Consider the following 25,335-nt stretch of genomic DNA (forward strand, 5'->3'; position numbering starts at 1 on the left):
CACTAATGATGCCAATCAGCGGCTCGACAACAGCCGTTGCAGGCCCGCCAGGCTGGCGAGCAGATGCTCGCGCTGCACAGCGCTCAACGCGATGTACCGCCGGAACGCCGGCAGGCGATTGACCACCTCACTGCCGCCCATATGCTCCAGGCGCACGCACCATTGCCCGCCTTGCAGGTCGATGCGCAGGCGCTTGAAGTCCAGGGGCATCAGCGCCGCGAACAACGCCGCATCCGCCTCGATGCACGCCTGCAGCTCACGCCCCAGCGTCGGGTCACCGCCACGCTGACGCACGCGCATCCCGCTGCGCCGAATCGCGCCGCCATGGTGCACCTCCAGGCATGCCATGCCCTGCGTCGCAGCAGGCACGCGCAGTACAAATTCGGTCAGCACCAGGTGCATCAACAACTGTGATTCGGTGCGCTCGACAATCTCGAACGCCACGCCATCCACCTCAAGCTGCGCCAGCCCGAGGTTGCGCCGCAAACGCTCAAGGGTCAGCCCCGGGCGATAGCCCGACGGCGCTCGATCGGCGCGAAACAGCTCAAACAGCTTTTGCCGCAAAGTCGCTATAACCATGGCCAGCCTGCTCCGCGTGATAACTGAATTCCTTGGCCAACACCTCTTCCACCGAGGCGGGCTTGAACGGGTTGACCCTCTGCACCACCAGGGTCCAGAACAACGCATACAGCGCCGTACCGCCGAGCATCACGCTGAACGGCACGTAGATATCGGCCGGGTTCATTCCCGGTGGCGTGATGAACCACATGCCCAGCAGGATGCCCGCACTCGACACGACCTGCGGCAGCGGGAACCACGGCGAGCGGTACGCTCGTGGCAGATCCGGGCGACGAATGCGCAGGATCACCACCGACAGCGTCACCAGCAGGTAGGCGAAGCTCCAGGCACACACCGCCGCCAGCACCAGGTGCATGATGGTGTCGGTGTTGCCGCCCAGATACAGCGCGTGCAGGCACGGGATCAGCATCGCCACCAGGATGCACAGCAGCGGCGTCTTGAAGCGCGGGTGCAAATAGGTAAAGACCTTGGGCAGCGCGCCGTCCACCGCCATGCCGTAGAGAATCCGCGGCACACCCGCCATCAGGGTGTTGATGGTCGCCGCACCGGCAAACAGAAACCCGATGCCCAGCCACAGCGGGCCGACCTGCCCCATCACCTGCTCGGCGAACCTGGGGATGGCCATCGGGGTGTCCAGCAGGTGCACGCCCGAGGCGGCGTCGAGCACTACGTTTTCCACCTGGCGCTTCATCGCCGCGCCATAGATGAACATGCACGACGCCACGCCCATCAGCCCGAGCATCATCGCGCGCGGCATCACCTTGGCCGACTGGCGCAAGTCCGGCGCCAACGGCGTGACAAACTCGCAGCCGACAAACATGAACATCGCCATGCCCACCAGCGACAGCACGGTGATCACGTCGGTGCCCACCAGCGACACACCGAACCAGCCATCCAACTGCACCGCCGGCGCGGCAATCAGGCCGAGGACGCCGAAGACCATCAGGGTGGTCCACATGCCAAAGGTGAGGATGATTTCCGCACGGCCAAACGCGCTGACACCAAACGCGTTCAGCACGCCGAACACCAGCACGAACCCCACCCCCAGCAGCCACGAGCCACCGGCCGACTCGGCCAGGGTATTGAGGTGTTCGAAGTTCACCAGCGCCATCACCCCGGCGAGGATGGTCTCGGCCGTGCCGGCAAACACATGCACGATCAGGTAGGCGGACAAGGTGCCGGTGATTGCGAAAAAACGCCCCATACCGCAGTTGATGTAGTCGTACACCGAGCCGGTGGTGGGCAGGATGGCGGCGGCTTCGGCAAAGGTCGTGGCCTGAGCCAGCATCATTATCACGGCGATCAGCATCGCCAGGGCAAACGCGCTGCCGCCGATGCCGAAGCCCATGGTGGCGGTGAGAATCACCGGGCTGGCCATGATCAGGCCGATGGTGCTGGCCAGCGCGGTGGGGAAACCTACCGTGCCCCGGTTGAGGTGCGCGGTGAGTCGGTCATTGCTCGACATGGTGGGGTCCTCGAAAGCGGTTTTCTGGAATGTGTCGGCACTCTGCGCCCCACCCGTGTCGAGCGTCTTGCCCCTGTCTGCCGCCGCTTTTGTTGCTGCCTGCCACCGCGTGTGGCGTGGCGGCCAGGGTCAATTGCCTGGCACGCAGAGGAAAGACTTACGCCTGCGCGCTGGCCCTAATGCGCCCTCACTCTTAACCAAGATGGGGACAATAACAATGGTGCACACCCTGAAAAATCGCGGCCTTGGCCTGGCGTTCGCGCTGCTGGCGGGCCATGCGCAGGCGGTCGAGCTGTATGCCGATGCCGACAGCAAAGTCACCGGCAACTTTCTCGCCGTGTACGGCCTGTTCAACAGCCCGAAAAACTATGATGGCCGCAGCGGTGGTTCCACCTGGCGTGAAGCGTTCATCAAGTACGGCCTGAGTGTCGAGCAGAACCTGGGCAGCTTATGTGGCGTCTACGGCACGGCGAATCTGGTGAGTTCCGGCACCTGGGGCGATGGCGACGCGTCCGGCGTCACCACCGGCCGCGAGCGCACCACCAAGTTTGACGAAGCCTTCGCCGGCTGGCGCTCCGGTGAGCTGTTCCCGGTACTGGGCAAGGACGGCGCGGACCTGTCGTTCGGCCGCCAAGTGCTGATGCTGGGTGATGGTTTCATCCTCAACGACGACGGCCCCAACCTCGGCAAAGGCGTCGGCGATGGCCAGTTCAATCGCGGCGGCGCCTACTACATCGCCGCGCGGCACGCCTTCGACAAGACCGCCGTGCTCCGCCTCGGCGGCAAGGACGGCGTGCACGGCAGCCTGCTGTGGTTCAAGTCCGACAACCCGGCCCAGGCCATGACCGAAATGGCCGCCGGCACTCTGGAATACAGCGCTGCACCCGGCACCCTGGGGCTCACCTATATGCATGGCATCGATGTGGACGAGCGCTACGCCACCGATGTACAGCGCCAGCGCAAGGGCATGAACCTCTACAGCCTGCGCGGCGCGGGCAATGCGGGCCTCGACAACGCGCACCTGGCGTTTGAACTGGCGCGCCAGGACCGTCGCGACAGCCAGCAAAACGCCGGTTACGCCGAAGCGGGCTATACCTTCGCCGACCTGCCGTGGTCACCCGACCTGACCTACCGCTACGCACGCTATTCAAAGAACTGGGACGCGATGTTCAGCGGTTTCAATCGCGGCCTGGGCACCTGGGTCCAGGGCGAAGTGGCGGGCAATTATTCCGGGCCGTTCAACACCAATACGACGGTGCAGCACGTGGGGCTCAAGCTCAAGCCGAGGGAAAACCTCACCCTCGGTGCGCTGTTTTTCGACTACAGCACCGTCAGCACCCGTGGCCAGTTGAACCTGGATGGCCGCGAGCTGGACCTGTACGCCGAATGGGCGGTGAACGAACACCTGATCATCACGCCGTTGCTGGGCCTGTATAAGCCCAACAAGGATGCCGAGACCGGCGGCAACCAGGTCGGTGGCAACGGCACCAACGTCTACAGCCAGTTGGTGGTCGCCGTGCCGTTCTGAACGGCGCAGGCAGGCACAGGCAGGAAACCTGGCAGGCACAGTCAAGCCACCGAGGGGGGCCGTTGGTTAACCTCGGCCTTTCCTTTGTGAACTGCCAGGAACCTGCCATGAGCGATACTCCGCTGCTGCCTCAAGTCGAAGCATTTTTGCGTCGCGACCACGGGCTGTTCATCGACGGCGCCAGCGTGCGCAGCCATTCCAGCCAGACCCTGGCCGTGGTCAACCCGGCCAACGGCGAGGTCATTGCCCATGTGGCCGATGCCGACCTCAGCGACATCGACGCCGCCGTGGCTTCGGCCAATCGCGGCTTCGCCCAATGGTCCCAGGCCGCCCCGGCAACACGCGGCCAGGTACTGCTCAAGCTCGCCGACCTGCTGGAGCGCAACCGCGAAGAACTGGCGCAGATCGAGACCTGCCAGTCGGGCAAGATCATCCAGATCGCCCGTGCGTTCGAGGTCGACCAGGCCGCGCACTTCCTGCGTTATTACGCGGGTTGGGCCACCAAGATCAGCGGCCAGACCATCACCCCGTCACTGCCCTCGTTCAACGGCGAGCGCTACACCGCCTTCACCCTGCGCGAGCCGGTGGGCGTGGTGGTGGGCATCGTGCCGTGGAATTTCTCGACCATGATCGCCATCTGGAAACTCGCCTCGGCGCTGGTCACCGGTTGCAGCATCATCATCAAGCCCAGCGAATTCACCCCGCTGACCATCCTGCGCATCGCCGAGCTGGCGATTGATGCCGGGCTGCCGGTTGGCGTGCTCAACGTGCTGACCGGCGGCGGCCACGTCGGCAAGGGCCTGGTGGAACACCCCGACACCCACAAAGTCTCCTTCACCGGCTCGGTGCCCACCGGCATCGCCGTGGGCCGCAGTGCCATGGGCGCCGGCCTGACCCGTGCCACCCTGGAACTGGGCGGCAAGAATGCCGCCGGGTTCCTGCGCGATGTGGACGTGGACAAGGCCGTGGACGGCATCTTCGAAGCCGGTTTCCTGCACGCCGGGCAGATCTGCGCAGCGGCCGAGCGTTTCTACGTGCACCGCTCGCAGCTCGACGCCGTACTGGAAAAACTCAAGCAGCGCCTCAGCCGCCTGACCATCGGCTCGCCCCTGGACGAACGCACTGAATTCGGCCCGGTCACGCACCATCAACACCAACTCAAACTCCTCGGCTACATCGCCCAGGCCCGCGCCGAACACAACACCATCATCCACGGCGGCACCCTGCTCGACCGTCCCGGCTGCTACATCGAACCTACCGTGATCCTCGCCAACCATGCCCACGACACCCTGCTCAACGAAGAAACCTTCGGCCCCATCGCGACCTTTTTGCCTTATGACGACGAAGACGAACTGCTCGCACTGATGAACAGAGGCCCCTACGGCCTCAGCGCCAGCCTGTGGACCAACGACCTGGGCAAGGCCCTGCGCATGGTCCCGGCGATCAACGCAGGGACGTTGTGGGTGAACATGCACACCCTGCTCGACCCGGCGGTGCCGTTTGGCGGCAACCGGTCCTCGGGGGTTGGGCGGGAGTTTGGCGCAGCGTTCATTGAGGATTACACCGAGCTCAAATCGGTGATGATCCGCTACTGACCCCCATCTTTGGTAGTGAGCGGGCTTGCCCGCGCTGGGGGGCGAAGCCGCCCCAAATCCAGGCACCTCAGTGTTTCTGATATACCGCGGTGGCCCGTTTGGGGCGGCTTCGCCCCCCAGCGCGGGGCAAGCCCGCTCACTACGAGGCATTGGGGTGGGGGCTGGGTTGTGGCGACGTCCAGGCTACCAACGCCCTGTTCCCAGACTGAACGGCGAAAACTCTGCAAACTGCCAGCGCAACGCCAACGCCGCCGGGCGCTTGACCACATGTTCCACGGTCAGCGTCCACAAGCGTTGCGCGCCCTCGAACTCTGCCACCTGCGGCCCGTCGAGAATCAGCGCGGTACGCCCGGCCACCTGCAGCACGTCCCCGGATTCAAAGTCGATAAACAACAACCCCGCCACCGGGTTCAGCTGCAAGTTGCCCAGGGTGTTGAAGAACAGGTTGCCGGCAAAGTCGGGGATGGTCAGCACGTCTCCCTCGACCCGCACGAAGCCGGTGTTGCCGCCACGGTGGGAGACGTCCACCGAGCGTTCGCCATCGGTGTCCACGTAGCTGGCGACGAAGAAGGTGTCGGCGTTGCGGATCAGCGTTTGTGCGCGCTCATCCAGGCTGTCGGAGCGCTCGCTCTGTACGCCGGGTTTGCGCGCAACCCCATCGACCGGGCGTACCTGGATGTATTTGGGACAGTTACCGAACGAGTGCACCACCGCCACCGAGAAACCCTCGTGATCAAGGCTGCCAATCCGTCCGTTCATGCGGTTGCGGCGCCGGGTGTTGAGATCGATCCCCAGCACCCCCACCGCCGCCCCTGGATAAAACCCCGCGCGGGCCGGGTCGTTCAAGGGCGGCAGGCTGTCGACCTGCAAGGTCTGCGGGTCCGGCGAGTGGGCGAACCCCGGCGCGCCTTCCACCATCGTCGCCCACGGGATGCCCTGCGCGTCCACCACGCCCAGCAGCAGGTAGGGCAACAACGGATAAAAATCTCGGTGTTGCTCCGGCAAATGGTCACGGATCACCTTGGGCCCGACCACCGCCATGCGGTCGGCCACGCCAACGGCGGCTTGCATCTGCCGTTCACCGGCATGCCAGGGGGAATGTTCGATCGGGTTCATGGCGAGCACCTCAGGTTGTATGTGCCGATGCTGCGCCCCTCTCGCCTGCGAGGGAATCACCACCCCAGGCAATCCACTATTACGCCAGCTGAAATGCCGGATGCTCGCGCAATGCCGCAACACAGTGATCGACAAAACTGCGCACGCGCATCGGTGCGTTGCGGCCTTCGCGGTACACCACGTGCACTGGCAACGGTGCCTGCTCATACGCCTGCAACACCCGGCGCAATTGGCCGTTATGCAGGTGCTCGTGCAGCGGATAGCTCAGGCAGCGCACCAGGCCTGCACCCTGCAGCGCCGCATTGATCGCGCCTTGCACGGTGGCGCAACTCAAGCGTGCGCGAGTCTTGAGCGGGTAGCCGGGAAACCCCCAATCCACCTGCTCGGCATTGGCGATCAGCCGATGCTGCTTGAGGTCTCGCGGATGCCGGGGTTCGCCGTGGGCGTTGAGGTAGTCGGGGCTGGCACAGAGGATTTGCCGCACCTGCCCCAGCGGCCGGGCGATCAGTGACGAGCTGGGCAGCTCACCCACAAGGATCGCCACGTCCAGCCCCTCGTCGTGCAGGTTGGGGTAATAGTCGTGGTAGCGGGCATTGAGGCGCACCTCGGGATAGCGCTGCAGATAGTCGGCCAACACCGGCGCCATCACATACCGGCTGAACAGCAACGGCAGGAACACCCGCAGATTGCCCTGGGCCTGCACATGCAAGCCCTTGGCCGATGCCTCGGCGGCATCCACGGCGGCGAGCAGGCGCAAGCAGTCAGCCAGGTAGGCGCGGCCGGCGTCGGTGAGGCTTACCCCCTGGGTGCTGCGCTCAAGCAATGCCACGCGCAGGCGCGCTTCCAAACGTGCAACCGCGCGTACCAGGGTCGGGCCCGAGACCTGAGCCCTGCGCGCCGCCGACGCCAGGCTCGGCTGCCCGGCCAGCGCGGCGAACAGCTGCATGTCGCGATAGCGCTCCATCAATTGCGCCGGTTCAGGGCGGCGTCCTGGCCCAGGCGCTCGCCCAGAAAATCCACAAAGCTGAGGATCTTGGCCGGCACCCGGGCGCTCTTCTGGAACACCACCTGGATCGGCAGCGGCGCCGGTTCAAAGGCTTGCAGCACGATCTCCAGTTCCCCCGCCGCCACCAGCGCCGCGACTTGATACGACAACACCCGCGTCACGCCCCAGCCGAGCCGCGCCAGGTTGATCGCGGCGTTATTGGCCGAAACCACCAGGCGCGGCTCGATGGGCACGCTGAGCGGCTGGCCGGCGTCGACAAACGTCCACTCACTGACCAATTGGCTGGACGACGACGTGGCGATCTGAGCGTCACGCAACTGCGCCGGATGCGACGGCCGCCCATGCCTGTCCAGGTACCCCGGCGCCGCACACACCACACGCCGCACTTCACCGACCTGGATCGCCTGCTGCCCCGGTTCGTGCAGATGACCGATGCGCACGGCCACGTCGACACCTTCGTCGGTCATGTTGACCACGCGGTCGACCAGCAGCGCGTTGATCGTGACCAAGGGAAAACGGTCCAGATACGCCCCCAGCACCGGCGCCACATACAGTTCGCCAAACAGCACCGGCGCAGTCACCGTGAGGTGGCCACAGGGGATCGAATAACTGCCCGCCGCAGCCTCTTCGGCTTCATCCAGTTCGGCCAGGATGCGCCGACAGTCTTCCAGATAACGCTGGCCCGCCTCGGTCAGGTGCAGGCTGCGCGTGGTACGCGCCAGCAATTGCGTGCCAATGCGCGCCTCCATGGCGGCGATGGCCCGCGTCACGCTCGGTGGCGAGGTGTTCAAGCGGCGTGCGGCGGCGGCGAAGCCCTGCTCCTCGGCCACCGCGAGGAACACCTGCATTTCGTGGAATCGATCCATTGTTGATCCTTCTGTGGCTTACACACGTGCTGCCTCGCCAACGGTGTCGACTTCAGGCCTGTTGTAGGCCGGCCGCCGTGCGCGGCATGCCGACAAAACCTGGCAACGCCTCGATGCTGGCCAGCCAGGCGCGCACCTGAGGGTAGTCGGCCAGCGACACATTGCCTTCCGGCGCATGGGCGATATAGGTGTAGAAGGCAATATCGGCGATGCTCGGCTGGTCGCTGGCGAGGAAGCGGCTTTGGCTCAGTTGCTGCTCCACCAGCTGCAGCAAGGCATGGGCTCGGCTGATGGCGTCAACCGTATCGATCTGGGCGCCAAACACCACCGCCAAACGCGCAGAAGCCGGACCGACATGCAGTTGACCGGCAGCCGCCGACAACCAACGCTGCACACGGGCCTGGCCCACCGGATCGCTGGGCAGCCATTGGCCTTTGCCATATCGACTGGCGAGGTACACCAGGATCGCATTGGAGTCGGCCAGTACCGTGCCGTTGTCATCGATGGCCGGTACCTGGCCAAAACTGTTGATCGTGGCGAGGAAGTCCGGCGCCTTGTGTGCGCCGTGCTTGAGGTCCACCAGGATGAATTCGGTGGGCAAGCCCAGCAGGGACAGCATCAGCTCGACTCGATGGGAGTGGCCGGACAACGGGAAACCGTACAGTTTGATCGCAGGCTGGGACATGAAAGGCTCCAAAAAGGGGTAATCGACGCCACACATGTTCCACCGCGCCCCGGATCGTTGGAATCACCAGGATTCACAATCCAGCATTTCACCCGGCGAAACAATCATTCACCAAACAATTCCACGATCAGGTTGAACAAGGTGGTCTTGACCGCGCTGTCCAACTCGGTCCAGGCCAGGCCGGTGGTGGCTTGGAACGTCCCCAACTGTAACTGGCGCGCCACGCAATTGGCCGGCAGCGCCCGCGCCGCCTGCTGCGGCAACACCCCCACGCCCAGCCCGGCGGAGACCAGTGCGAGCATGGTGGTGAACTCCCCCAACTCGGAGGCGATCTGCAAGGGCATGCCCACGGCCTGGATAAACTCGTCGTAGAAGCCCGGCGCATAACGTCGCGCCAGGATGTACACCGGCACCTGGAGCAGGTCGCCGGGGTGGATCGACGCTTGTGCCGCCAAGGGATGATCCGCCGGCAAGGCCACGCAGAAATGCTCGTGCAGCACCGCTCGGGTCTGCACCCCGGGGTGGGCGGCGGGCAGGCGCATCAGGCCGAAATCCAGCAGGCCCTGCTTTAGCGCCGCAGCCTGATCGGGCCCGGGCATGTCCTTGAGTTCCAGTTCGATGCGCGGGTAGCGCTGGTGCACCGCGCGGATCAACTGCGGCAACAGGTGCGGCAGCACCGACGACACAAAACCCAGGCGCACCCGGCCGATTTCACCGCGATTGGACGCCCGCGCCGCATCCGCCGCCCGCGCCGCCTGGTGCAGGGTGGCCTGGGCTTCCGGCAGAAACGCGCGGCCAGCGTCGGTCAAGGTCACCGAGTGGCGATTGCGGTCCAGCAGGCGCACGCCCAGACCACTTTCCAGCACTTTGATCTGCATGCTCAGCGCGGGCTGCACGATCGCCAACTGCGCCGCCGCACGGCCGAAATGCAGCTCCTGGGCAAGCACCACAAAGGCGCGCAAGTGCTTCAGCTCCATAAATTTTCCATGGTTATCACGAATATTGATCAGCCCATCACAAATGAAAATTGGACGCTGCCGCGCCCCTGCGTTGAAGTAACACCCCGTCATACACGATATGACAGGGCTTGGCCTATAACAATGAGAACAAGGAGGCACCATGCTCGGCATGGCTAACGACACTTATCTGCTACTCGATGCACTGGTCACGATTATCGGATTGATATTGTTGATCACCCACCTCAAGGTCCACCCCTTTGTTGCCCTGACCGTGGCCGCGGGTTTCTTGGGGCTCACCTCCGGCATGCCCGTGGACAAGGTGATGAAAGCCTTCCAGGACGGCTTTGGCGGCGTGCTGGGGTTTGTCGGCATCATCCTTGGCCTGGGCACCATGCTCGGCAAGTTGATGGCCGATTCCGGCGGCGCCGACCAGATCGCCCGCACCCTGATCCGTGCGTTCGGCAAGCGGCGGGTGCACTGGGCGATGATGTTTTCGGCGTTTCTGGTGGGCATTCCACTGTTTTTTGAAATCGGCTTTGTGCTGCTGATCCCACTGGTGTTCATCGTGGCGCGGCGCACCGGGCTGTCGCTGATCAAGGTCGGCATGCCGCTGCTGGCCGGGTTGTCGGTGGTGCACGGGCTGGTGCCGCCCCATCCAGGCCCGTTGTTGGCCATCGGCATCTTCGGCGCAGACATCGGCAAGACGATTTTCTACGGGCTGATCGTCGGCCTGCCCACCGCGGTGATCGCCGGGCCGCTGTTTGGCAACCTGATCTCGCGCTATGTACCCGGCACGCCGTCGCCGGAATTGATGGAACAGTTGGCCAAGGAATCCTCCGGTGAAAACCTGCCGGGCTTTGGTATCACCGTCACCACCATCCTGTTGCCAGTGGTGCTGATGCTGCTCAAAACCTTCGCCGACGTGGCCTTTGCCGCCGACAGCAGCTTGCGGGTGTGGATGGACTTTATCGGCCATCCCATTACCGCCCTGCTCGCGGCCTTGTTGCTGGCGTTCTACACCTTTGGCGCGGCGCGGGGTTTCTCGCGCGAACACCTGAGCAAACTGCTGGATGCCAGCCTCGCGCCCACTGCTGCGATTGTGCTGATCGTCGGCGCCGGTGGTGGTTTCAAACAGATGCTGGTAGCCAGCGGCGTGGGTGATGTGATCGGGCATATGGCGGTGCGTGCCGAGATTTCGCCGATCCTGCTGGCGTGGCTGGTGGCGGCGGTGATTCGCGTTGCGACCGGCTCTGCCACTGTCGCCACCATCACCGGCGCGGGCATCGTCGCCCCGGTGATCGGCTTGCTGCCTGGCGTCAACCGCGAGCTGCTGGTGCTCGCCACCGGCGCCGGTTCGCTGGTGCTGTCCCATGTCAACGACGCCGGTTTCTGGCTGGTGAAGCAGTACTTCAACATGACCGTCGTCGAAACCTTCAAGACCTGGACGCTGATGGAGACCGTGCTCTCCTTCGCCGCCCTGGGGTTCATCATGCTGCTGTCGTTGGTGGTGTGAAGCGTTAGGAGAGTGATCCCATGCAAAACGTTCTAGACAACTTCCGCCTCGATGGCCGCCTCGCGCTGGTCACCGGCTCCAGTGCCGGTATCGGCCTGGCGATTGCCCGTGGCCTGGCCCAGGCGGGTGCGCGGGTGGTGCTCAACGGGCGCAACCGCAGCACCCTGTGCGACGCGGCGGCCATGCTCACCCTGGAAGGCCTGGAGGTGCACACCCAGGCGTTTGATGTGACTGACAGCGCGGCGATCCAGGCCGCCGTGACCGATATCGAAGCGCGTCTCGGCCCGCTGGACATCTTGGTCAACAACGCCGGCATGCAACGGCGCGGGCCGCTGGAAGACTACAGCGAGCAGCACTGGCGCGAACTGCTCAGCACCAACCTCGACAGTGCGTTTCTGGTCGGCCAGGCGGTGGCGCGGGTGATGATTGCGCGCAAGCAGGGGCGCATCATCAATATCTGCTCGGTGCAAAGTGAGCTGGGCCGCCCCGGGATCGCGCCGTATGCGGCGAGCAAGGGCGCACTGAAGATGCTGACCAAGGGCATGGCCATCGATTGGGGCCCCCATGGGCTGACGGTCAACGGCATCGGCCCCGGCTATTTCAAGACCGAGTTGAACGCCAACCTGGTGGCCAACCCCGAGTTCAGCGACTGGCTGGTGCAACGCACGCCGAGCCGACGCTGGGGTGACGTGGCCGAACTGGCCGGAGCGGCGGTGTTCCTGGCCAGCGATGCGGCCAGTTTCGTCAACGGTCATATTCTGTATGTCGACGGTGGCATCACCGCGCAGCTGTAATTTTGGAGAATCTCATGCACGCCATTGTCTGCCACGCTTCGAAAGACCTGCGGGTCGAGCCCCAGGACGAACCCCAGGCCCTCGCCCCCGACCAGTTGCGCGTGCGCATCGCCCGGGGCGGTATCTGCGGCTCGGACCTGCATTACTACCAGCACGGCGGCTTCGGCACCGTGCGCCTGCGCGAGCCGATGGTGCTCGGGCATGAAGTCTCGGCGGTGATCGATGCCGTGGGCAGCGACGCCGGCACGTTCAAGGTTGGCCAGCGGATCGCGGTATCGCCCTCGCGCCCGTGCGGCGCTTGCCGCTATTGTCACCAGGGCCTGCCCAACCATTGCCTGGACATGCGCTTCTACGGCAGCGCAATGCCCTTCCCGCATATCCAGGGCGCGTTTCGCCAGAGCCTGGTGATCGAGACCCATCAGGCCCACCTGCTCGCCGACGGCGTCAGCCTGGCCGAAGGCGCCTTGGCCGAGCCATTGTCCGTGGGGTTGCACGCGATCCAGCGCGCCGGTGCCGTGTTCGGCAAACGCGTGCTGGTGACCGGCTGCGGGCCCATCGGCAACTTGCTGATCGGCAGCCTGCGCGCCGCCGGTGCCGCTGAAATCGTCGCGGTGGACTTGTCCACCAGCGCCCTCGCCTGCGCCGAAAAAATGGGCGCCACGCGCACCCACAACATCGCCGACGGTGCCGATGCGCTCAAACGCTACACCGCGCAAAAGGGCTATTTCGACGTGATGTTCGAAGTCTCCGGCAGCGCCCAGGCCCTGCGCAACGGCCTGGAATGCATCGCGCCACGGGGTGTGCTGGTCACCGTCGGCCTGGGCGGCGACGTGACCCTGCCACTCAACCTGCTGGTCAGCCGCGAAATCGACCTGCGCGGCACCTTCCGCTTCCATCCTGAGTTCGCCCAGGCCGTGGACCTGCTCAACCGCCGGATCATCGACGTCACCCCGGTGATCTCCCACACCGTGCCATTTGGCCAGGCGGTGCAGGCGTTTGAGCTGGCGGCGGACAAGAGTCAGGCGATGAAAGTGGTGTTGGATTTTGGGGTGTCGGATCGGGATTGAGTTCTACTCACCCGCGACCAAATACACGCCCTGAGCCTCAAGCATGCGAATCCTGCGATAGTCCGCCTCGACCACCGCAGGGTTGGCATGCACGAGATAGACCGTACCCGGCTGGCTGAACACATCATGAGTCGCACCTATCTGCTGCCCGTTCTCGACATAAAACACCGCATCGAAAAACGACTCGAGCTTAAGCAGCTCAGTCAGGAACAGGTCTTTATCAAAATAGCCTGCCGAACGGTTGATCAAGCACACGTTGTAGGTGTGTTGCAAACGTCGATAATCGAATGCCCTTGTCAACAATTGCACGAACATGTCGGGTTCGGTAATCGATAAAACCACCGCCTCAATTTGCCCAAGCCCCGTGGTCTGGGCGGACACATCCGGGCGCAAGATACCGTCGGTCCTTGCGGCAATTTCCACCAGTTTTGGCCCTTCCTCCGTAAACATCACCTCGGCGTGGCTCGGGCCGTTGCGGATACCCAGGCAGCGCACCACGGCTCGGGTGTAGTCCACCAGTATCGGATAGACCACAGCGTCGGGCTCGATCAGTTCATCAATGTCATAGACAGTGCCGCCCTCTTTGACACGCTGTTTTTGGTACCGCACGACTTCAGTGACTAGCTGCTGCCCCTCTAGCGAGACCATGTTCACCACATACTCCGACCCTGCCAGATACTCCTGGATCAGTACCTGCGAGTTGGGAATATTGAGTTTGTTCGTCGTTCCCAGCAGCTTTCCCACAGCCCTCTCGCAGTCAAGCAGGGTGTCACAGATATACACACCATCAGCGCCTGCACTTTCAAGGGGCTTGATGACCACCGGAAAACGCCCGTGATGCCTGATCCAGTCTTGAGCCAGTTCCCATGTGCCTGCGATGAACTGGCGCGCAGCGGGGAGTTGTGCATGGGTCACGCATTGGATCATGTCGTACTTGTTGCGACGGGCGCTGGTTTTATCAAAGTCATTGCGGTAAGGCAGTCGCAGCCGTTCATTCAACTGGTCAGCCAGCAATACACCGGTTTCGGCGCCGGCAATAATAAACTGCGGTTCGAAACGCTCGACACTTGCAAGGGTTGTGGCGAAATCGGCGTTGACGATCATTTGCTCATACAGCGCCTGATCAAAGCCTTTGTAGTAATAACCGTCCAAGTCGCCCGACGAGGCCACATGCATCAGTACACAGCCCTTTTCACTCAAGCGCCTGGCTACAAATTTCCCGGATGAAAAACCATCGACTACGACGACCCTGATCATGGTGTACCCCTCTTGATTGCATACAACGCACGCCCCAACAGCAAAAGCACGATGATGCCGACCGCGGTGACACTCGCCATGGAAAACGCCACCCTTGTATCCAGGTACTGGAGCAACAGTACAAACACCGGGAGGGTCAGCAACACCAGAGACACGTGAATTGGCGTGAGGTAGTAAATGGTTTTCTGGATCAGGAAAATCGGGAGCAAGTGCCCGACCACGACCAGAATCATCATCGGCACTATCAATTCCCTATCCAGCGCAAAGCCTGCGCCTGATACGGGAATGGCGACGACACAAACAACAATCATCGCCACGTTCCTGACGGCCAGAATTTCGTAGACTGACCATTGGCGCGCGAACATGTCCTTCGAGAAAACCGTATACATCACTGTGCCCAGTGCGCAGACGATCACGGCAACAATGCCCGACAAGCGTTGTTCCAGCGTGGTGTTGACAATACCGCTGTCCCCGGCAAAGGCGTTGAACAACATGATCCCCACCGAGATAAGCACCAGGCATGAAACCAGTGCATCTGCGAAGGCAGCCTTGGCACTGCGTTTTTTGACGAGGGACATGATCAGGGTAAGCGCAGGACCGCAGGCGACCGAAGCAACGCCGACCACCGCTGGCTCCAAATAACGCAAGGCGTAAAACAGGCCGCCCCAGTTGAGCAGCACGGAGACGTTGATGATGACGATGAGCTTCCAATCGGCTTTGAGTTTGGACCGCAAGGAAGCCGAATCGAAATACAACGCGAGTGCCAGAAAAAAGCCAGCAGAAGTAACGAAGCAGTAGAACAACACCAACTGCGTAATGAGGGTTTGCGTGATAAATGCCACGTAGACATCGAACGCGGCGCTTAGCAGGCTGAACAACAATCCAATAAAAACGCCTTGTTTGAGCACGTCGGCACACCCGTTTTGTTGTTAGTTTCGCAACCTAACAAATCAGGTGTGGATTAAATACTGACCGAACGGCTAGGTAGGGCGGGCTGTCACCGCTCTTCGAGCCGCTCCCGCAAAAACCGATGCCCCACCGAAAACAACCGTCGATACGTCAACAGCACCGCCCCCACCGTGCCCAGCGCCGATGATGCAGCAATCAGGAACATGATCACGATCTGATACCGCACCGCATCCGCCGGGCTTTCTCCTGCCAGGACCTGGCCGGTCATCATGCCGGGCAGGCTGACGATGCCGACGACGGTCATCTGGTTCAGCGTCGGGATCATGCCCGCGCGCACGGCTTGGCGGATGGCGTCTTGGGCGGCTTCCCAGCGTGAGCCGCCGAGGGCCAGGATCATTTCGATGGTGTTGCGCCCCGAGGTCAGTTCCTGGGTCATGCGCTCGATGCCCAGGGACACGCCGGTCAGGGTGTTGCCAAGGATCATCCCGAGGATCGGGATCGCGTACTGCGGTTCGTACCACGGGTGGATACGGATCACCGCGAACAGCCCCACCGCCGTGACCAGCCACGAGCTGCCCCACACCGACAATATGCTGTCGACCCGCTGGCCCTTGTACGTGCGCCGCCCGCGCCCGGCGGCAGAGATGCCGGCGATCAAGGTCATGGCGCACATCAACGGCAGCACCACGTACCAGTAGGCGAACTCGAACACCCAGCCCAACAGATAACCGATGGCCAGCAGTTGCACCACGGTGCGCACTGCCGCCCACAGCAGTTGGCGGCCCAGGCCCAGGCGCAGCAGCAGCGACAGCGCGCCGTTGATCAGGATCAGCGAGGCCGCGATGCCCAGGTCGAGGGCCGTGAGGTTCTGGTAGTTCATGGCTGGGTGGCTCCGCTCAGAACGCCCGCGTTCATGTGCAGGTGGATGTTGCTCATGCGCTGCGCCTGGTCGGGATCATGGGAAACCCAGATGCAGGCACGGGACTTGTCGGCGCAGAACCAGGCGTCAATCAGCGCTTCCACTTCGCGGGACGAGGTGGGATCGAGGGCGGCGGTAGGCTCATCCAGCAGCAGCACTTCGGGATTGAGTTGCAGGGTGCGGATCAGCGAGACGACCTGGGATTCGCCACCCGATAGGTCAGCGGCGTTCTTCGACAGAAAATCCGCTGCCTTGCCAGCGTGGCCCAACAGGGTGGTAACCGCGCCCAGGTCGAAGCTGCGATTGCGCGAGGTCTTGAGGCTGAACGGGAAGCGCAGGTTGTCTTCCACCGTGCCTTCGAGCAACGCCGGGCGCTGGGACAGGTAGCTGACATGGCAACGGTAATGGGGAATCTCGGCGTTGCTGATCGGTTGGCCGTTCCACAGGATTTGCCCGGAACTGGGCGCGTCCAGCAGGGCCAAGGCACGCAGGAAGACACTTTTGCCAGAGCCGGAGGAACCGGTGATGGAGACACGATCGGCTGCGTTCAAGATGAAATCGGTGGGCTGGAGCAACGGCACCTGGCGGCGCTCGTCCATGCGCGTGAGGGCGCGGGTTTCGATCAGTGCGCTCATGGACGCGGGGTTCCTTTCGATTCGGTTAAGCGCAATGGTGCCCCACGGGCTATACGGGGTCAAAATGTGGGAGCGGGCTTGCCCGCGAAAGCGCTGGCTCAGCCACTGAGCCTGTATCTGACACGCTGCATTCGCGAGCAAGCCTGCTCCCACCTCTGGATCTTGATCGATCAGCGTGTTGCACACCCCGACGATCCTGCCTATATTCCTCGCCTGGCGCCTTCTACGCCACCTTCCGCGGAAAGGGCTGCGCCCAGGACACTGCAACACCCTTATTTTTCTACGACTCCCGACCTTAAAGCGGACAAGGTTCAGACAAGGAGCTCGTATGTCCCAGCACTTCAACACCGACGGTCGCCTCAACCTTGAGCAACAGCGCAAGCGCGCCAAGGAACTGCTGGCGCGCCTCAAAGCCCAAGACTCCAGCGCCACCCTGTCCCAGGCGCAATGGGCGATCGCCAAGAGACTGGGCTTCAGCAGTTGGCCCAAGCTCAAGGCCCATGTCGACGCCATCGACTTCGCCGCCCGCCACCCCGACTTCGCCGCCAGCGATGAAGCCCGCACCACCCACTGGCGCTGCGGCAATGACATCGCCCACAGCCTGCAGCTGGCCGGGTTCAAGGGCCGGTTCCAGATGCTCAGCGACCCGTTGTGCATGGGCCCGGTGCGCGACCTGCCCACTGATGATTACCAGGCCCTGCGCGCGGCCTTTATCAGCCAGGCGTTTGCCCTGGACCAGAACGAGGCCACGCGCCGGCTGGCCGACGAATACCTGCAACTGGAAGCCTTGGCCCACGCCGAACACAGCGTGCTGTGGTGCGAAGCCGACGCCTACGACCAACTGTTCCTGATTCGTGCATTGGCAGGCCTGGAGCGGGTGCCAAAGAAACTGGAGCTGATCGAGGTTGACCGCATACCCGGTGTGCAGCGCTTTATCGGTATCGGCCAATTGGCGCCCGACCTGCTTGCATGGCTGTGGCCGCAACGGCGCATGATCGATGAGCAGGCCGTGCAACTGGCCAAACAAACGTGGGCCGCGTATTGCGATAGCGCGCCGATCAAATGGGCGCAGCTGGCTCACGGCACTCACTCGGCCCTGCCGTTTTTGGCGCCCGCATTGCTGCGGCAGTTGCAGGAGTTGCCCGGCGCCCGCGATGGCTTGTCGCTGACCGAGCGCCTGACCCTGAGCTACCTTGCCGAAGCCGGGCCAAAACCTGCGGGCCGGGTGTTCGCCGAGTTGATGGCCAAGCGCGAACCGCTGCCGTTCCTGGGGGACATGATGTTCTATGCGCTGTTGCGGCCGTTGATCGATGGGGCCGAACCCTTGCTGACGGAAACTCCAGCAGGATTGGCGCTGACCGAATTGGGCCGGGCGGTGCTCGATGGACAAGCGTATTGGCTGGAGCATGCCAGTCATGAGCGGTGGGTAGGTGGTACACGGGTCACACCCGGCCAACCGCATTGGGTGATTGACGCAAACCTGCACCCCCTCTGGCGCCACCCCTAAGCGCTTGCCCGCGCTGGGGGGCGAGACCACCTGGCAGGTGAAATACGCTTACGACTTTGCCTCGGTCGGCGTACCGGGCCAGAACTTCATGGGCATGTTTTAGCTACACGTGGTGATCGGCTGGCAGACGCCATCGTGCACGCGATCCGCCAGCAACTGCGCCAGTTCGATCAGTTGCGCGCTACACCACCTGGGTCGGCGATTACGCTACTGTACTGGCGCGACGAGGGTGAATCCGCAAACGACGGCCACCTGTTGCACGGCGCGGTTGTCCGCCACCTTAAAATTTCGAGGCTGATTGTTCATGCGTAATCTGATGTTTTCCGGCGTGTGCCTGCTTTCCACCGCCCTGATCGGCTGCCAGCAGCAACCACCCGCGAACGACCAGTTGGACGCAGTACTGTGGACGCAAACGTCGATCGAGCACGAGCTGATTTACCGCCAGGTCTTCGCCAGCGCCACGCGCCAGCTGGATACTGCCCTGGCCGACCCGACCTGGGACGCCCTGGCGCTGCCGCCGCGAGACCTCGCCGGTTTGCCGCCGGCCGTGGTGGTCGACATCGACGAAACCGTGCTCGACAACGTGCCGCTCAATGCGCGGGACATCCTCACCAACCAGGTCTACTCCTACGACCGCTGGAACACCTGGGTCGACCAGGCCAAGGCCCAGGCCCTGCCGGGTGCCGTCGAGTTCTTGCAGGCGGCGGACAAGAAAGGCATCACCGTCTACTACATCACCAACCGCGAACACAGCCAGGTCCAGGCCACGGTCAACAACCTGCGCCTGCGCGGTTTTCCGGTGGCGCACAACGAACAGGTGCTGGCCGCCAGCACCCCGACCGGCGGCTGCGAACAGGCTGGCTACGGTAAGAACTGCCGACGCCAATGGGTCGCCAGCCATGCCCGCGTGCTGATGCTGGCCGGGGATTCCTTCGGCGACTTCGTGCAGGCCGAACACAACACCCTGGCCGACCAACGCAAGGCCGCCGCACCGTACCTGGCCTGGCTCGGCCAGCGCTGGTTCCTGCTGCCCAACCCGACCTACGGCAACTGGTACAGCGCGCCCTATGGCGACCAGGAAAAACTGCCCTTCGAACGCAAGCGCCAGCTCAAGCAACAGGCGTTGCACCTGGAAAATTAGTTGTCAATTCTGGCGCCCGGATGCGTTGTCGATAGGGATGCAGACGCGGTATCCGGGCACGCGGTGAGGTGTCAGGCCTTTACGTTCTGCCGGATATTCCACCCAAACTTCACCGGCCCACCGTCCTTGGCACCGTCGGCCTTCTGCGGCTGGTAGCTGACATCCACGGTGGCGAAATTCAAGGCGATGCGGTCGTAGAGCAGATCATCCTTGCTTTCTGCGCTGGTGCTGTAAGACACCACCATGACTTCCTTCAACGTAATCACCAAGTACTCCACCGGGCTGGAGCCGCCCGCCTTGCGCACCACCAACCGCGCTTCGGGGTAATGTTTGCCGCTGGCGCAGGCCATCATCAGGTTGGGGCTGGATTTATCCAGCGGTTTGCTCAGGTTCAGGTTGTTGATATCGACCTTGCCCGCACCGCCCCCCGTACCCGAATGCATCGAACCCGTCTGCGACAACCCCCACGCCCATTCGGTGATGTCGATCTCGTCGCGGTGCGCCTGGTCCCGTGACTCGCCCTTGATATCGCCCAGTTTCAAAAACATATCGACGGCCATGTTGGCTCCCTGTCCTTAGTCAGCGCCGGAAATGGCGCGGGGCGAACTTTTCCTGATCCGACACGAGGGCCACAAGCCGCCACAGCAGGATCGGGAAGCGCCTGTCGGCAAACACCGAAACTTCCGACATTCATTTGCGCCAACGCGTCTTTAACCTCTCAACTCCCGAAAAACCCAGGAGTTAAGGAATGACGACCTCCCTGTTCAAAGATGGATTTCCCTCGGCCCACCGCACCACGCGCCAGCGAATTGAAAGCAGCATTGACCTGCGTCGACTGTTCTGCGCCATCGACGCCGACCCTGCGCTGATTGGTGCGGGGGTGGTGTATATCGATGAAGATTTCAATGTGCTGACACTGCGCGAGTTTCAAGCGGTGTGCAGTGTGCAGGTGAAAAAGGTGGTGTTGCGTGAGGCGCCGAGGGCGGTGGGGCCGGTGGAGTTCAAGCGGATGTTGGAGCATGAGCCGCGGGAGTCGAAGTTGGTCGCGGAGGCTTTGAAAACGGCGGTGATCTGTACAGGGGCGATATTGAGTTGGATCGTAGTGTCAAGTGGAGTGGCGTTCATGCCCTTTACAGCGGGAGCGAGTGTGGTGATTACATTTATCGGCCAGGCCGCCCTGGCTGCCAGCATCACCCAATGCGTTGCCGGGTTGGGTCGAACCAGCGTTGAAGCGTTTGCTCCGCAATACCTTGATCAATTGGACAACGACGCCTGGTATCAGGCCGTTGAGGCAGCACTGGATACCATCGCATTACTGGGCGTCGCCACCTCAGTAGTGACCACTATCCGAACAGTAAACACAGCAACCAAAGCCACCGGAAAGCCACTCAGAAAAGTCTTGAAAGGCCTGAACCGCCAAGAACGCGCAAAACTGAATGATGAATTGCTCAGGCTTCAGGACCCTCGATTAACCCCAAAAATCCTCAAGGTGAAACAGGCCAACAGAGCACTGCCGAAACGAATCAGTGCCACAGAAATGCAACTTGCTACTGCCCATCACATAAGAGAAGCCTTGGCGGCCGCAGTGGGTTTTGCTAGCAGCTCAATGCCGGGAAACATCAAGGCGTTGGCAATCGGCATCTACGAGGAGGCCAGCCAATGAGCAAGCATAAAGCAGCAAGAGAACTTGGCGAATTCAACATGGATGAAGCATGGAAAGATTGGAAAACGATGACGCCCGAGGAGCTCGCTTGCACATACCTCTACCTTGAAAACCCACTAAAATTCAGGAGGCGTTATGCGCTGGTGATCGGGGCCGATGTACTTGCCGGCTGTTTCACGATAGCGATGACTGCCGTCTTACTGTTGGTGACGTTTCTCTCGGTACTTCCAGAAGACCGTGCAATCAAAATTTCTTTCTTCGGCAGCCTCGTAGCAGGTCTTGTCCTGTTTGTTTCAAAGATTCAGGTGACCTACGGTCGAATCCACTTGGTATGGATGAGTGTCGGCATCTATGTAATCTGCTTACTGACATCCCTACCTGCAATAGCGTACCGTCCGCCGCTTTTTCTCTACTTCATGGCCCTGCTCAGCCCCCTGATCGGCCTACTCATCCTCAACAGCAACCGCAGCCGCGAACTGCGCCACAAGATGGTTGAACTCCGACACAAGCGCGAACACATCATCGCCACCCTGAAAAAACAGGGCAAATGGAAAGGGTGGTAAAGGCCGCGCTCACGCCGTTGGAACTAGTTATGCACCAACCGCCTGCAAAGGCTTCACCCCCCGCGCCGCCGTATGCCGATTGACCGGCACCGGCAACCCCAAGTGCCCGCGCAAGGTGCTGTGACTGTACTCACTGCGGAACAAACCGCGCGCGCGCAATAGCGGCAGAACTTGATCGGTAAAGCGCGCAAAGTCATCCGGCGCACCGACGTGGATGTTAAAACCATCCACCGCCCCCTCGACAAACCAACGCTCGATCTCATCGGCCACGGTCTCTGGCGAGCCGACAAAACTGGAGAACGGCTTGGCAAACCGCAACGCCGCCTGGCGCAAGGTCAGGCCCTGGTCGCGGGCGACTTGTTTGATATTTTCCGCGTGGCCACGATAGCCGTTGCTGCCCAGGTCGCCCAGTTCCGGGAAAGGTTCGTCCAGTGGGTACTGGCTGAAATCGTGGTAGTTGAACGGCCGCCCCAGTTGCACCAGGGCCTTGTCCAGGTCCAGCGCGCCGTTGCGTTCCCGGTCGATGGCCTGGGCCTGCTCGTCGGTGTCGGCAATGATCGGCGAGATGCCCGGCAGGATGGTCACGTGATCCGGATTGCGCCCCGCAGCGGCGGTGCGTTGTTTGATGTCGCGGTAGTAGGCCTGGGCGTCCTCGAAATTGCCCACACCGGCAAAGATCCCCTCGGCGTAACGGGCCGCCAGGCTGCGCCCGGATTCGGAAATGCCAGCCTGGAAGATCACCGGCTGGCCCTGGGCCGAACGCGCAATATTCAACGGCCCGGTCACTGAAAAAAACTCACCGTGGTGATCAAGGCGATGCTGGCGCTGCGGGTCGAGGAACACCTTGCTGCGCTTGTCACGCACAAACGCGTCGTCTTCATAGGAGTCCCACAGGCCCTGCACCACCTGCAGATGCTCGGCAGCCCGGCGATAACGCTCGGTGTGATCGATATGTTGCTCACGGCCGAAGTTGCCGGCGGCGCCTTCCAGGCCGGTGGTGACCACATTCCAACCGGCACGGCCGCCGCTGATATGGTCCAGGGACGCGAACTGGCGCGCCACGTTGAAGGGTTCGGTATAGGACGTGGTCAAGGTCGCCACCAGGCCGATGTTCGAGGTGGCGCCGGCGATGGCCGACAGCAGGGTCAACGGCTCCAGGCGGTTGAGAAAATGCGGCGCCGAATCCGCGGTGATGTAGGGGCTGTCGACGATGAACACCAGGTCGAACTTGGCCGCTTCCGCCTGCTGCGCCTGGGCGCGATACCAGTCGATATCGACGCTGGCATCGCCGGGAATTTGTGGGTGCAGCCATTCGTTCTGCGCAGTGCCGACACCGGTGAGAATGGCGCCGAACTTGAGTTGCCGGGATGTTGTGGACATGAAAGTGCTCCTGAAATAGATGGATATCACTGGAGAAACCGGATCAGAAATGTGGGAGCGGGCTTGCTCGCGAATGCGGTGGTTCAACTGGAACAGCTTTGACTGATACACCGCTTTCGAGAGCAAGCCCGCTCCCACAGTTTTTTACCGAGTGAGTCAGTGGGTTCTCGCGGCGATGGCTTCGACTTCAACCAAGGCACCGGGCAGTGGCAGTGCCACCACCTGCAAGGCCGTGCGCGCCGGTTTGTTCGGTTGCTCCTGTGTACCGAAGAACTGCGTGTAACCCGCCTGCAAACCGGCGAAGTCGAGCTTGCCGCCGGTCTCTTCGGCGCCGACCAGAAACACGCGCAACTGCACAATGTCACCGAGGTCCAGGTCTTGCTGGCGCAGGATCGAGCGAATCTTGTTGAACACTGAAACGGTCTGCACCTCAGTGTTGCCGTAAGCCGCTGGGGTGCCCGCCGGGGCGTTGGCATCGTGCAGGTCGGGCAAGGTGCCGCTGACGAAGATCAAGCTGGCCGACGCCGGTACGGTGACGGTCTGCGAGATCGGGAAGTGGCCGACGCTGGTCCGTTGAATGCTGTCGCTCATGGTGATGCTCCTCAAGAAGCGGCAAGCGCCGCGCGGTGTTGTTGCTCAGTGATCCGTTCGGCCAGTTGCGCGACCACATGCCGTGCCGAATTCGCCGCCGATTCCTGCCAGATACCCACGCCGCTCTGCACCAGGCCGTCACCGGCGACGTACACGCGACCGAAACCCGCTTCGAGCAAGGCGCTGGCCTCGGCCGCAAAGTGTTCGCGTTGCAGCCACGGGCCTTCGCTATAGGGGATCTGTTCCCAGGACACCGCCAGCGGGTGGCGCAGGTGTCTGGAATAGCCCGGGTGCAGCAACTCCACGGCTTCTTGCGAGGTGGCGTACTGTTCCTCCAGGGCTTTGGCGCCAAACCGGTCGGCCCCCTCGCCGGTCACATAACCCGCCACCAATAAACCGTCGCGGGTGTTGAGGTCGTTGCTCGGGTACCACAGCAGCCGCGCCGGGTGCTCGATCCACGACAGGCCGCCATAGGTGCGGTAGTCGGTCTCCCAGAAACGCGGCGACTGCCACGCGACTTTGGTCGCCTGGTCGCTGCGGGTGCTGAGCAAGGCCGCCTTGACCGGGTCGCTGAAGTCGGTATCCAGCTTGGCCAACAGCGGCAATGGCAGGGTCGAGATCAAGTAGTCGGCGCGTACCACCTGCTCGCGGCCACTGTGTTGGTCGTGATACGTCACTGCCACGCCGTCTTCCAACTGGCGGATCTGGCGCACCTGGGCGCCGAGTTGCACGTGGTCGCGAACCCGGGCGTAGAACGCATCGGTGATGCGGTCCATGCCGCCGACCGGCTGGAACATGGTCGCCGAAAATTCCGGGAATTCGGTGTGCAGCAACGCGCCCCACAACTCCGGGTGCAGCAGTTGATCCAGCGCCAACGGGCTGCGCGCAGCCGGCAACGCGCCGGGGTGCGCCGGGGAGTCCAGGTGCCCCGAACGAATCGTGCCTTCGAATGCCAGCGCTTGCGAAAGGTCGCCATACACCTGCAAAAACGCCAGCAGGCGCGTGCGTTCCTCGCGACTCAACACATCATCGAGGGCATCGCGCTGCACGGCTTTTGCCAGCAGGCCGGACAAGTGCCCGCGCGTATCGTTGAGCGCCTGGCCGACGCTGAACGCCGGTTTCTCCAGATCCGGCCGTACCTGGGCACCATGGCTGCTGTTGACCAGCACTTCCAGGGGCACCCCCAACTCACTGCAATAGTCGAGGATCGTGCGGTGCTGGCTGGGAATCCGCGCAGGCCCGGCGTTGAAGTAGTGGCCCTGATCAAACCCGGCGGTTTGCGTGCGGCCGTCCTTGTAGTCCACACGGTCGCCATGGCGAATGGTCCAGGTGCGGCCGCCGACCCGGTCGCGGGCCTCCAGCACTTGCACAGTGAACCCGGCGCGGCTCAGTTCCAGCGCGGTGACCAGACCGGCGATCCCGGCGCCCAGCACCAGCACACGGGTGCCCTGCCCCAGGCCGTCCTTGAGTTTCAGCGGTTGCGGGCGGCGGTGCGACGAAGGCCCCAGGCCCAGCGCCGCCAGCGCATCCTTGACCGCCTGCTCACCGCCCACCGCAGCAATACTCGACAGTGCTTCACGTCGTGTCAGTCCCATGC

At 62.7% G+C, this 25,335-nt stretch carries 24 protein-coding genes; 9 read left to right on the top strand and 15 right to left on the bottom strand.

What is annotated here, in order from left to right:
* Positions 1 to 15: 15 nt before the first annotated feature.
* Positions 16 to 579: a DUF3156 family protein gene (locus IB241_RS02135; RefSeq protein WP_192296750.1), complete on the bottom strand. Its 564-nt coding sequence runs from the start codon at positions 577 to 579 to the stop codon at positions 16 to 18.
* Positions 545 to 2,044: an APC family permease gene (locus IB241_RS02140; protein WP_192296751.1), complete on the bottom strand. Its 1,500-nt coding sequence runs from the start codon at positions 2,042 to 2,044 to the stop codon at positions 545 to 547. The genes IB241_RS02135 and IB241_RS02140 overlap by 35 nt, the downstream gene beginning before the upstream one ends.
* Positions 2,045 to 2,261: 217 nt before the next feature.
* Between IB241_RS02140 and IB241_RS02145 the strand changes: the two genes are divergently transcribed.
* Entirely contained in the window at positions 2,262 to 3,572 is a 1,311-nt protein-coding gene (locus IB241_RS02145) for a hypothetical protein (RefSeq protein ID WP_192296752.1), read from the top strand.
* 107 nt (positions 3,573 to 3,679) lie between these two features.
* Positions 3,680 to 5,167, top strand: a complete 1,488-nt coding sequence (locus IB241_RS02150) for an aldehyde dehydrogenase family protein (RefSeq protein WP_192296753.1) — start codon at positions 3,680 to 3,682, stop codon at positions 5,165 to 5,167.
* 183 nt (positions 5,168 to 5,350) lie between these two features.
* Here the strand turns inward: IB241_RS02150 and IB241_RS02155 are convergent, their stop codons facing one another.
* The 5 genes from IB241_RS02155 to IB241_RS02175 all read right to left on the bottom strand — a co-directional run bounded on the left by IB241_RS02155 (position 5,351) and on the right by IB241_RS02175 (position 9,817).
* Positions 5,351 to 6,283, bottom strand: a complete 933-nt coding sequence (locus IB241_RS02155; RefSeq protein ID WP_192296754.1) for a pyridoxamine 5'-phosphate oxidase family protein — start codon at positions 6,281 to 6,283, stop codon at positions 5,351 to 5,353.
* A gap of 79 nt (positions 6,284 to 6,362) precedes the next feature.
* Positions 6,363 to 7,247 carry a LysR family transcriptional regulator gene (locus IB241_RS02160; RefSeq protein WP_192296755.1) on the bottom strand — a complete coding sequence of 295 codons (885 nt, stop codon included), beginning with the start codon at positions 7,245 to 7,247 and terminating at the stop codon, positions 6,363 to 6,365.
* A complete protein-coding gene (locus IB241_RS02165) occupies positions 7,247 to 8,155 on the bottom strand; it encodes a LysR family transcriptional regulator (protein ID WP_192296756.1) in 909 nt (302 codons plus the stop codon). Before IB241_RS02165 ends, IB241_RS02160 begins: the two co-directional genes overlap by 1 nt.
* A 52-nt stretch (positions 8,156 to 8,207) precedes the next feature.
* On the bottom strand, positions 8,208 to 8,840 hold the full coding sequence (locus tag IB241_RS02170; protein ID WP_192296757.1) for a glutathione S-transferase family protein: 633 nt from the start codon (positions 8,838 to 8,840) through the stop codon (positions 8,208 to 8,210).
* 104 nt (positions 8,841 to 8,944) lie between these two features.
* On the bottom strand, positions 8,945 to 9,817 hold the full coding sequence (locus tag IB241_RS02175; RefSeq protein WP_192296758.1) for a LysR family transcriptional regulator: 873 nt from the start codon (positions 9,815 to 9,817) through the stop codon (positions 8,945 to 8,947).
* A 142-nt stretch (positions 9,818 to 9,959) separates the two neighbouring features.
* On the opposite strand from IB241_RS02175, the gene IB241_RS02180 reads away from it, so the two are divergent.
* The 3 genes from IB241_RS02180 to IB241_RS02190 are packed head-to-tail and all read left to right on the top strand — an operon-like array spanning position 9,960 to position 13,173.
* Positions 9,960 to 11,312: a GntP family permease gene (locus IB241_RS02180; protein WP_192296759.1), complete on the top strand. Its 1,353-nt coding sequence runs from the start codon at positions 9,960 to 9,962 to the stop codon at positions 11,310 to 11,312.
* Between the two features lie 20 nt (positions 11,313 to 11,332).
* A complete protein-coding gene (locus IB241_RS02185; protein WP_192296760.1) occupies positions 11,333 to 12,106 on the top strand; it encodes a glucose 1-dehydrogenase in 774 nt (257 codons plus the stop codon).
* Between the two features lie 14 nt (positions 12,107 to 12,120).
* Positions 12,121 to 13,173 (top strand): L-idonate 5-dehydrogenase, encoded by a 1,053-nt coding sequence (locus tag IB241_RS02190; RefSeq protein WP_192296761.1) that lies wholly within the window; start codon positions 12,121 to 12,123, stop codon positions 13,171 to 13,173.
* A 3-nt stretch (positions 13,174 to 13,176) separates the two neighbouring features.
* Here the strand turns inward: IB241_RS02190 and IB241_RS02195 are convergent, their stop codons facing one another.
* From IB241_RS02195 to IB241_RS02210, 4 genes are all read right to left on the bottom strand, one after another.
* The gene (locus IB241_RS02195; RefSeq protein ID WP_192296762.1) at positions 13,177 to 14,430 is read right to left on the bottom strand and encodes an ATP-grasp domain-containing protein; all 1,254 of its coding nucleotides are present in this window, start codon (positions 14,428 to 14,430) and stop codon (positions 13,177 to 13,179) included.
* Positions 14,427 to 15,338 (bottom strand): EamA family transporter, encoded by a 912-nt coding sequence (locus IB241_RS02200; protein WP_192296763.1) that lies wholly within the window; start codon positions 15,336 to 15,338, stop codon positions 14,427 to 14,429. Before IB241_RS02200 ends, IB241_RS02195 begins: the two co-directional genes overlap by 4 nt.
* A gap of 89 nt (positions 15,339 to 15,427) precedes the next feature.
* The gene (locus tag IB241_RS02205) at positions 15,428 to 16,219 is read right to left on the bottom strand and encodes an ABC transporter permease (protein ID WP_192296764.1); all 792 of its coding nucleotides are present in this window, start codon (positions 16,217 to 16,219) and stop codon (positions 15,428 to 15,430) included.
* A complete protein-coding gene (locus IB241_RS02210; RefSeq protein ID WP_192296765.1) occupies positions 16,216 to 16,893 on the bottom strand; it encodes an ATP-binding cassette domain-containing protein in 678 nt (225 codons plus the stop codon). Before IB241_RS02210 ends, IB241_RS02205 begins: the two co-directional genes overlap by 4 nt.
* Before the next feature lie 328 nt (positions 16,894 to 17,221).
* On the opposite strand from IB241_RS02210, the gene IB241_RS02215 reads away from it, so the two are divergent.
* The gene (locus IB241_RS02215; protein WP_192296766.1) at positions 17,222 to 18,400 is read left to right on the top strand and encodes a DUF1835 domain-containing protein; all 1,179 of its coding nucleotides are present in this window, start codon (positions 17,222 to 17,224) and stop codon (positions 18,398 to 18,400) included.
* Positions 18,401 to 18,704: 304 nt separating this feature from the next.
* Positions 18,705 to 19,541 (top strand): 5'-nucleotidase, lipoprotein e(P4) family, encoded by an 837-nt coding sequence (locus IB241_RS02220; protein WP_192296767.1) that lies wholly within the window; start codon positions 18,705 to 18,707, stop codon positions 19,539 to 19,541.
* A 71-nt stretch (positions 19,542 to 19,612) separates the two neighbouring features.
* Here IB241_RS02220 and IB241_RS02225 read toward each other — a convergent pair whose 3' ends face one another.
* Complete coding sequence (locus IB241_RS02225; RefSeq protein WP_192296768.1) at positions 19,613 to 20,101, bottom strand: Hcp family type VI secretion system effector; 489 nt, start codon at positions 20,099 to 20,101, stop codon at positions 19,613 to 19,615.
* Positions 20,102 to 20,289: 188 nt separating this feature from the next.
* Here IB241_RS02225 and IB241_RS02230 point away from each other — a divergent pair, with 188 nt between their 5' ends.
* Both IB241_RS02230 and IB241_RS02235 read left to right on the top strand, forming a co-directional pair.
* Positions 20,290 to 21,204, top strand: a complete 915-nt coding sequence (locus IB241_RS02230; protein WP_192296769.1) for an NAD synthetase — start codon at positions 20,290 to 20,292, stop codon at positions 21,202 to 21,204.
* The gene (locus IB241_RS02235; protein ID WP_192296770.1) at positions 21,201 to 21,767 is read left to right on the top strand and encodes a hypothetical protein; all 567 of its coding nucleotides are present in this window, start codon (positions 21,201 to 21,203) and stop codon (positions 21,765 to 21,767) included. Before IB241_RS02230 ends, IB241_RS02235 begins: the two co-directional genes overlap by 4 nt.
* Positions 21,768 to 21,794: 27 nt before the next feature.
* Here IB241_RS02235 and IB241_RS02240 read toward each other — a convergent pair whose 3' ends face one another.
* The 3 genes from IB241_RS02240 to IB241_RS02250 all read right to left on the bottom strand — a co-directional run bounded on the left by IB241_RS02240 (position 21,795) and on the right by IB241_RS02250 (position 25,333).
* The gene (locus IB241_RS02240; RefSeq protein WP_192296771.1) at positions 21,795 to 23,147 is read right to left on the bottom strand and encodes an LLM class flavin-dependent oxidoreductase; all 1,353 of its coding nucleotides are present in this window, start codon (positions 23,145 to 23,147) and stop codon (positions 21,795 to 21,797) included.
* A 156-nt stretch (positions 23,148 to 23,303) separates the two neighbouring features.
* Complete coding sequence (locus tag IB241_RS02245) at positions 23,304 to 23,738, bottom strand: RidA family protein (RefSeq protein ID WP_192296772.1); 435 nt, start codon at positions 23,736 to 23,738, stop codon at positions 23,304 to 23,306.
* Positions 23,739 to 23,749: 11 nt separating this feature from the next.
* On the bottom strand, positions 23,750 to 25,333 hold the full coding sequence (locus tag IB241_RS02250) for a flavin monoamine oxidase family protein (protein WP_192296773.1): 1,584 nt from the start codon (positions 25,331 to 25,333) through the stop codon (positions 23,750 to 23,752).
* Positions 25,334 to 25,335 lie beyond the last annotated feature (2 nt).

This window comes from Pseudomonas sp. PDM05, assembly GCF_014851685.1.
GTDB lineage: Bacteria > Pseudomonadota > Gammaproteobacteria > Pseudomonadales > Pseudomonadaceae > Aquipseudomonas.

Coding starts and splice junctions, on each gene's coding strand:
- IB241_RS02240 (WP_192296771.1), bottom strand. CDS start 23,147: ATGTCCACAACATCCCGGCAACTCAAGTTCGGCGCCATTCTCACCGGT.
- IB241_RS02155 (WP_192296754.1), bottom strand. CDS start 6,283: ATGAACCCGATCGAACATTCCCCCTGGCATGCCGGTGAACGGCAGATG.
- IB241_RS02150 (WP_192296753.1), top strand. CDS start 3,680: ATGAGCGATACTCCGCTGCTGCCTCAAGTCGAAGCATTTTTGCGTCGC.
- IB241_RS02170 (WP_192296757.1), bottom strand. CDS start 8,840: ATGTCCCAGCCTGCGATCAAACTGTACGGTTTCCCGTTGTCCGGCCAC.
- IB241_RS02175 (WP_192296758.1), bottom strand. CDS start 9,817: ATGGAGCTGAAGCACTTGCGCGCCTTTGTGGTGCTTGCCCAGGAGCTG.
- IB241_RS02135 (WP_192296750.1), bottom strand. CDS start 579: ATGGTTATAGCGACTTTGCGGCAAAAGCTGTTTGAGCTGTTTCGCGCC.
- IB241_RS02190 (WP_192296761.1), top strand. CDS start 12,121: ATGCACGCCATTGTCTGCCACGCTTCGAAAGACCTGCGGGTCGAGCCC.
- IB241_RS02245 (WP_192296772.1), bottom strand. CDS start 23,738: ATGAGCGACAGCATTCAACGGACCAGCGTCGGCCACTTCCCGATCTCG.
- IB241_RS02160 (WP_192296755.1), bottom strand. CDS start 7,247: ATGGAGCGCTATCGCGACATGCAGCTGTTCGCCGCGCTGGCCGGGCAG.
- IB241_RS02185 (WP_192296760.1), top strand. CDS start 11,333: ATGCAAAACGTTCTAGACAACTTCCGCCTCGATGGCCGCCTCGCGCTG.
- IB241_RS02230 (WP_192296769.1), top strand. CDS start 20,290: ATGACGACCTCCCTGTTCAAAGATGGATTTCCCTCGGCCCACCGCACC.
- IB241_RS02250 (WP_192296773.1), bottom strand. CDS start 25,333: ATGGGACTGACACGACGTGAAGCACTGTCGAGTATTGCTGCGGTGGGC.
- IB241_RS02140 (WP_192296751.1), bottom strand. CDS start 2,044: ATGTCGAGCAATGACCGACTCACCGCGCACCTCAACCGGGGCACGGTA.
- IB241_RS02165 (WP_192296756.1), bottom strand. CDS start 8,155: ATGGATCGATTCCACGAAATGCAGGTGTTCCTCGCGGTGGCCGAGGAG.
- IB241_RS02225 (WP_192296768.1), bottom strand. CDS start 20,101: ATGGCCGTCGATATGTTTTTGAAACTGGGCGATATCAAGGGCGAGTCA.
- IB241_RS02195 (WP_192296762.1), bottom strand. CDS start 14,430: ATGATCAGGGTCGTCGTAGTCGATGGTTTTTCATCCGGGAAATTTGTA.
- IB241_RS02220 (WP_192296767.1), top strand. CDS start 18,705: ATGCGTAATCTGATGTTTTCCGGCGTGTGCCTGCTTTCCACCGCCCTG.
- IB241_RS02215 (WP_192296766.1), top strand. CDS start 17,222: ATGTCCCAGCACTTCAACACCGACGGTCGCCTCAACCTTGAGCAACAG.
- IB241_RS02180 (WP_192296759.1), top strand. CDS start 9,960: ATGCTCGGCATGGCTAACGACACTTATCTGCTACTCGATGCACTGGTC.
- IB241_RS02210 (WP_192296765.1), bottom strand. CDS start 16,893: ATGAGCGCACTGATCGAAACCCGCGCCCTCACGCGCATGGACGAGCGC.
- IB241_RS02205 (WP_192296764.1), bottom strand. CDS start 16,219: ATGAACTACCAGAACCTCACGGCCCTCGACCTGGGCATCGCGGCCTCG.
- IB241_RS02145 (WP_192296752.1), top strand. CDS start 2,262: ATGGTGCACACCCTGAAAAATCGCGGCCTTGGCCTGGCGTTCGCGCTG.
- IB241_RS02235 (WP_192296770.1), top strand. CDS start 21,201: ATGAGCAAGCATAAAGCAGCAAGAGAACTTGGCGAATTCAACATGGAT.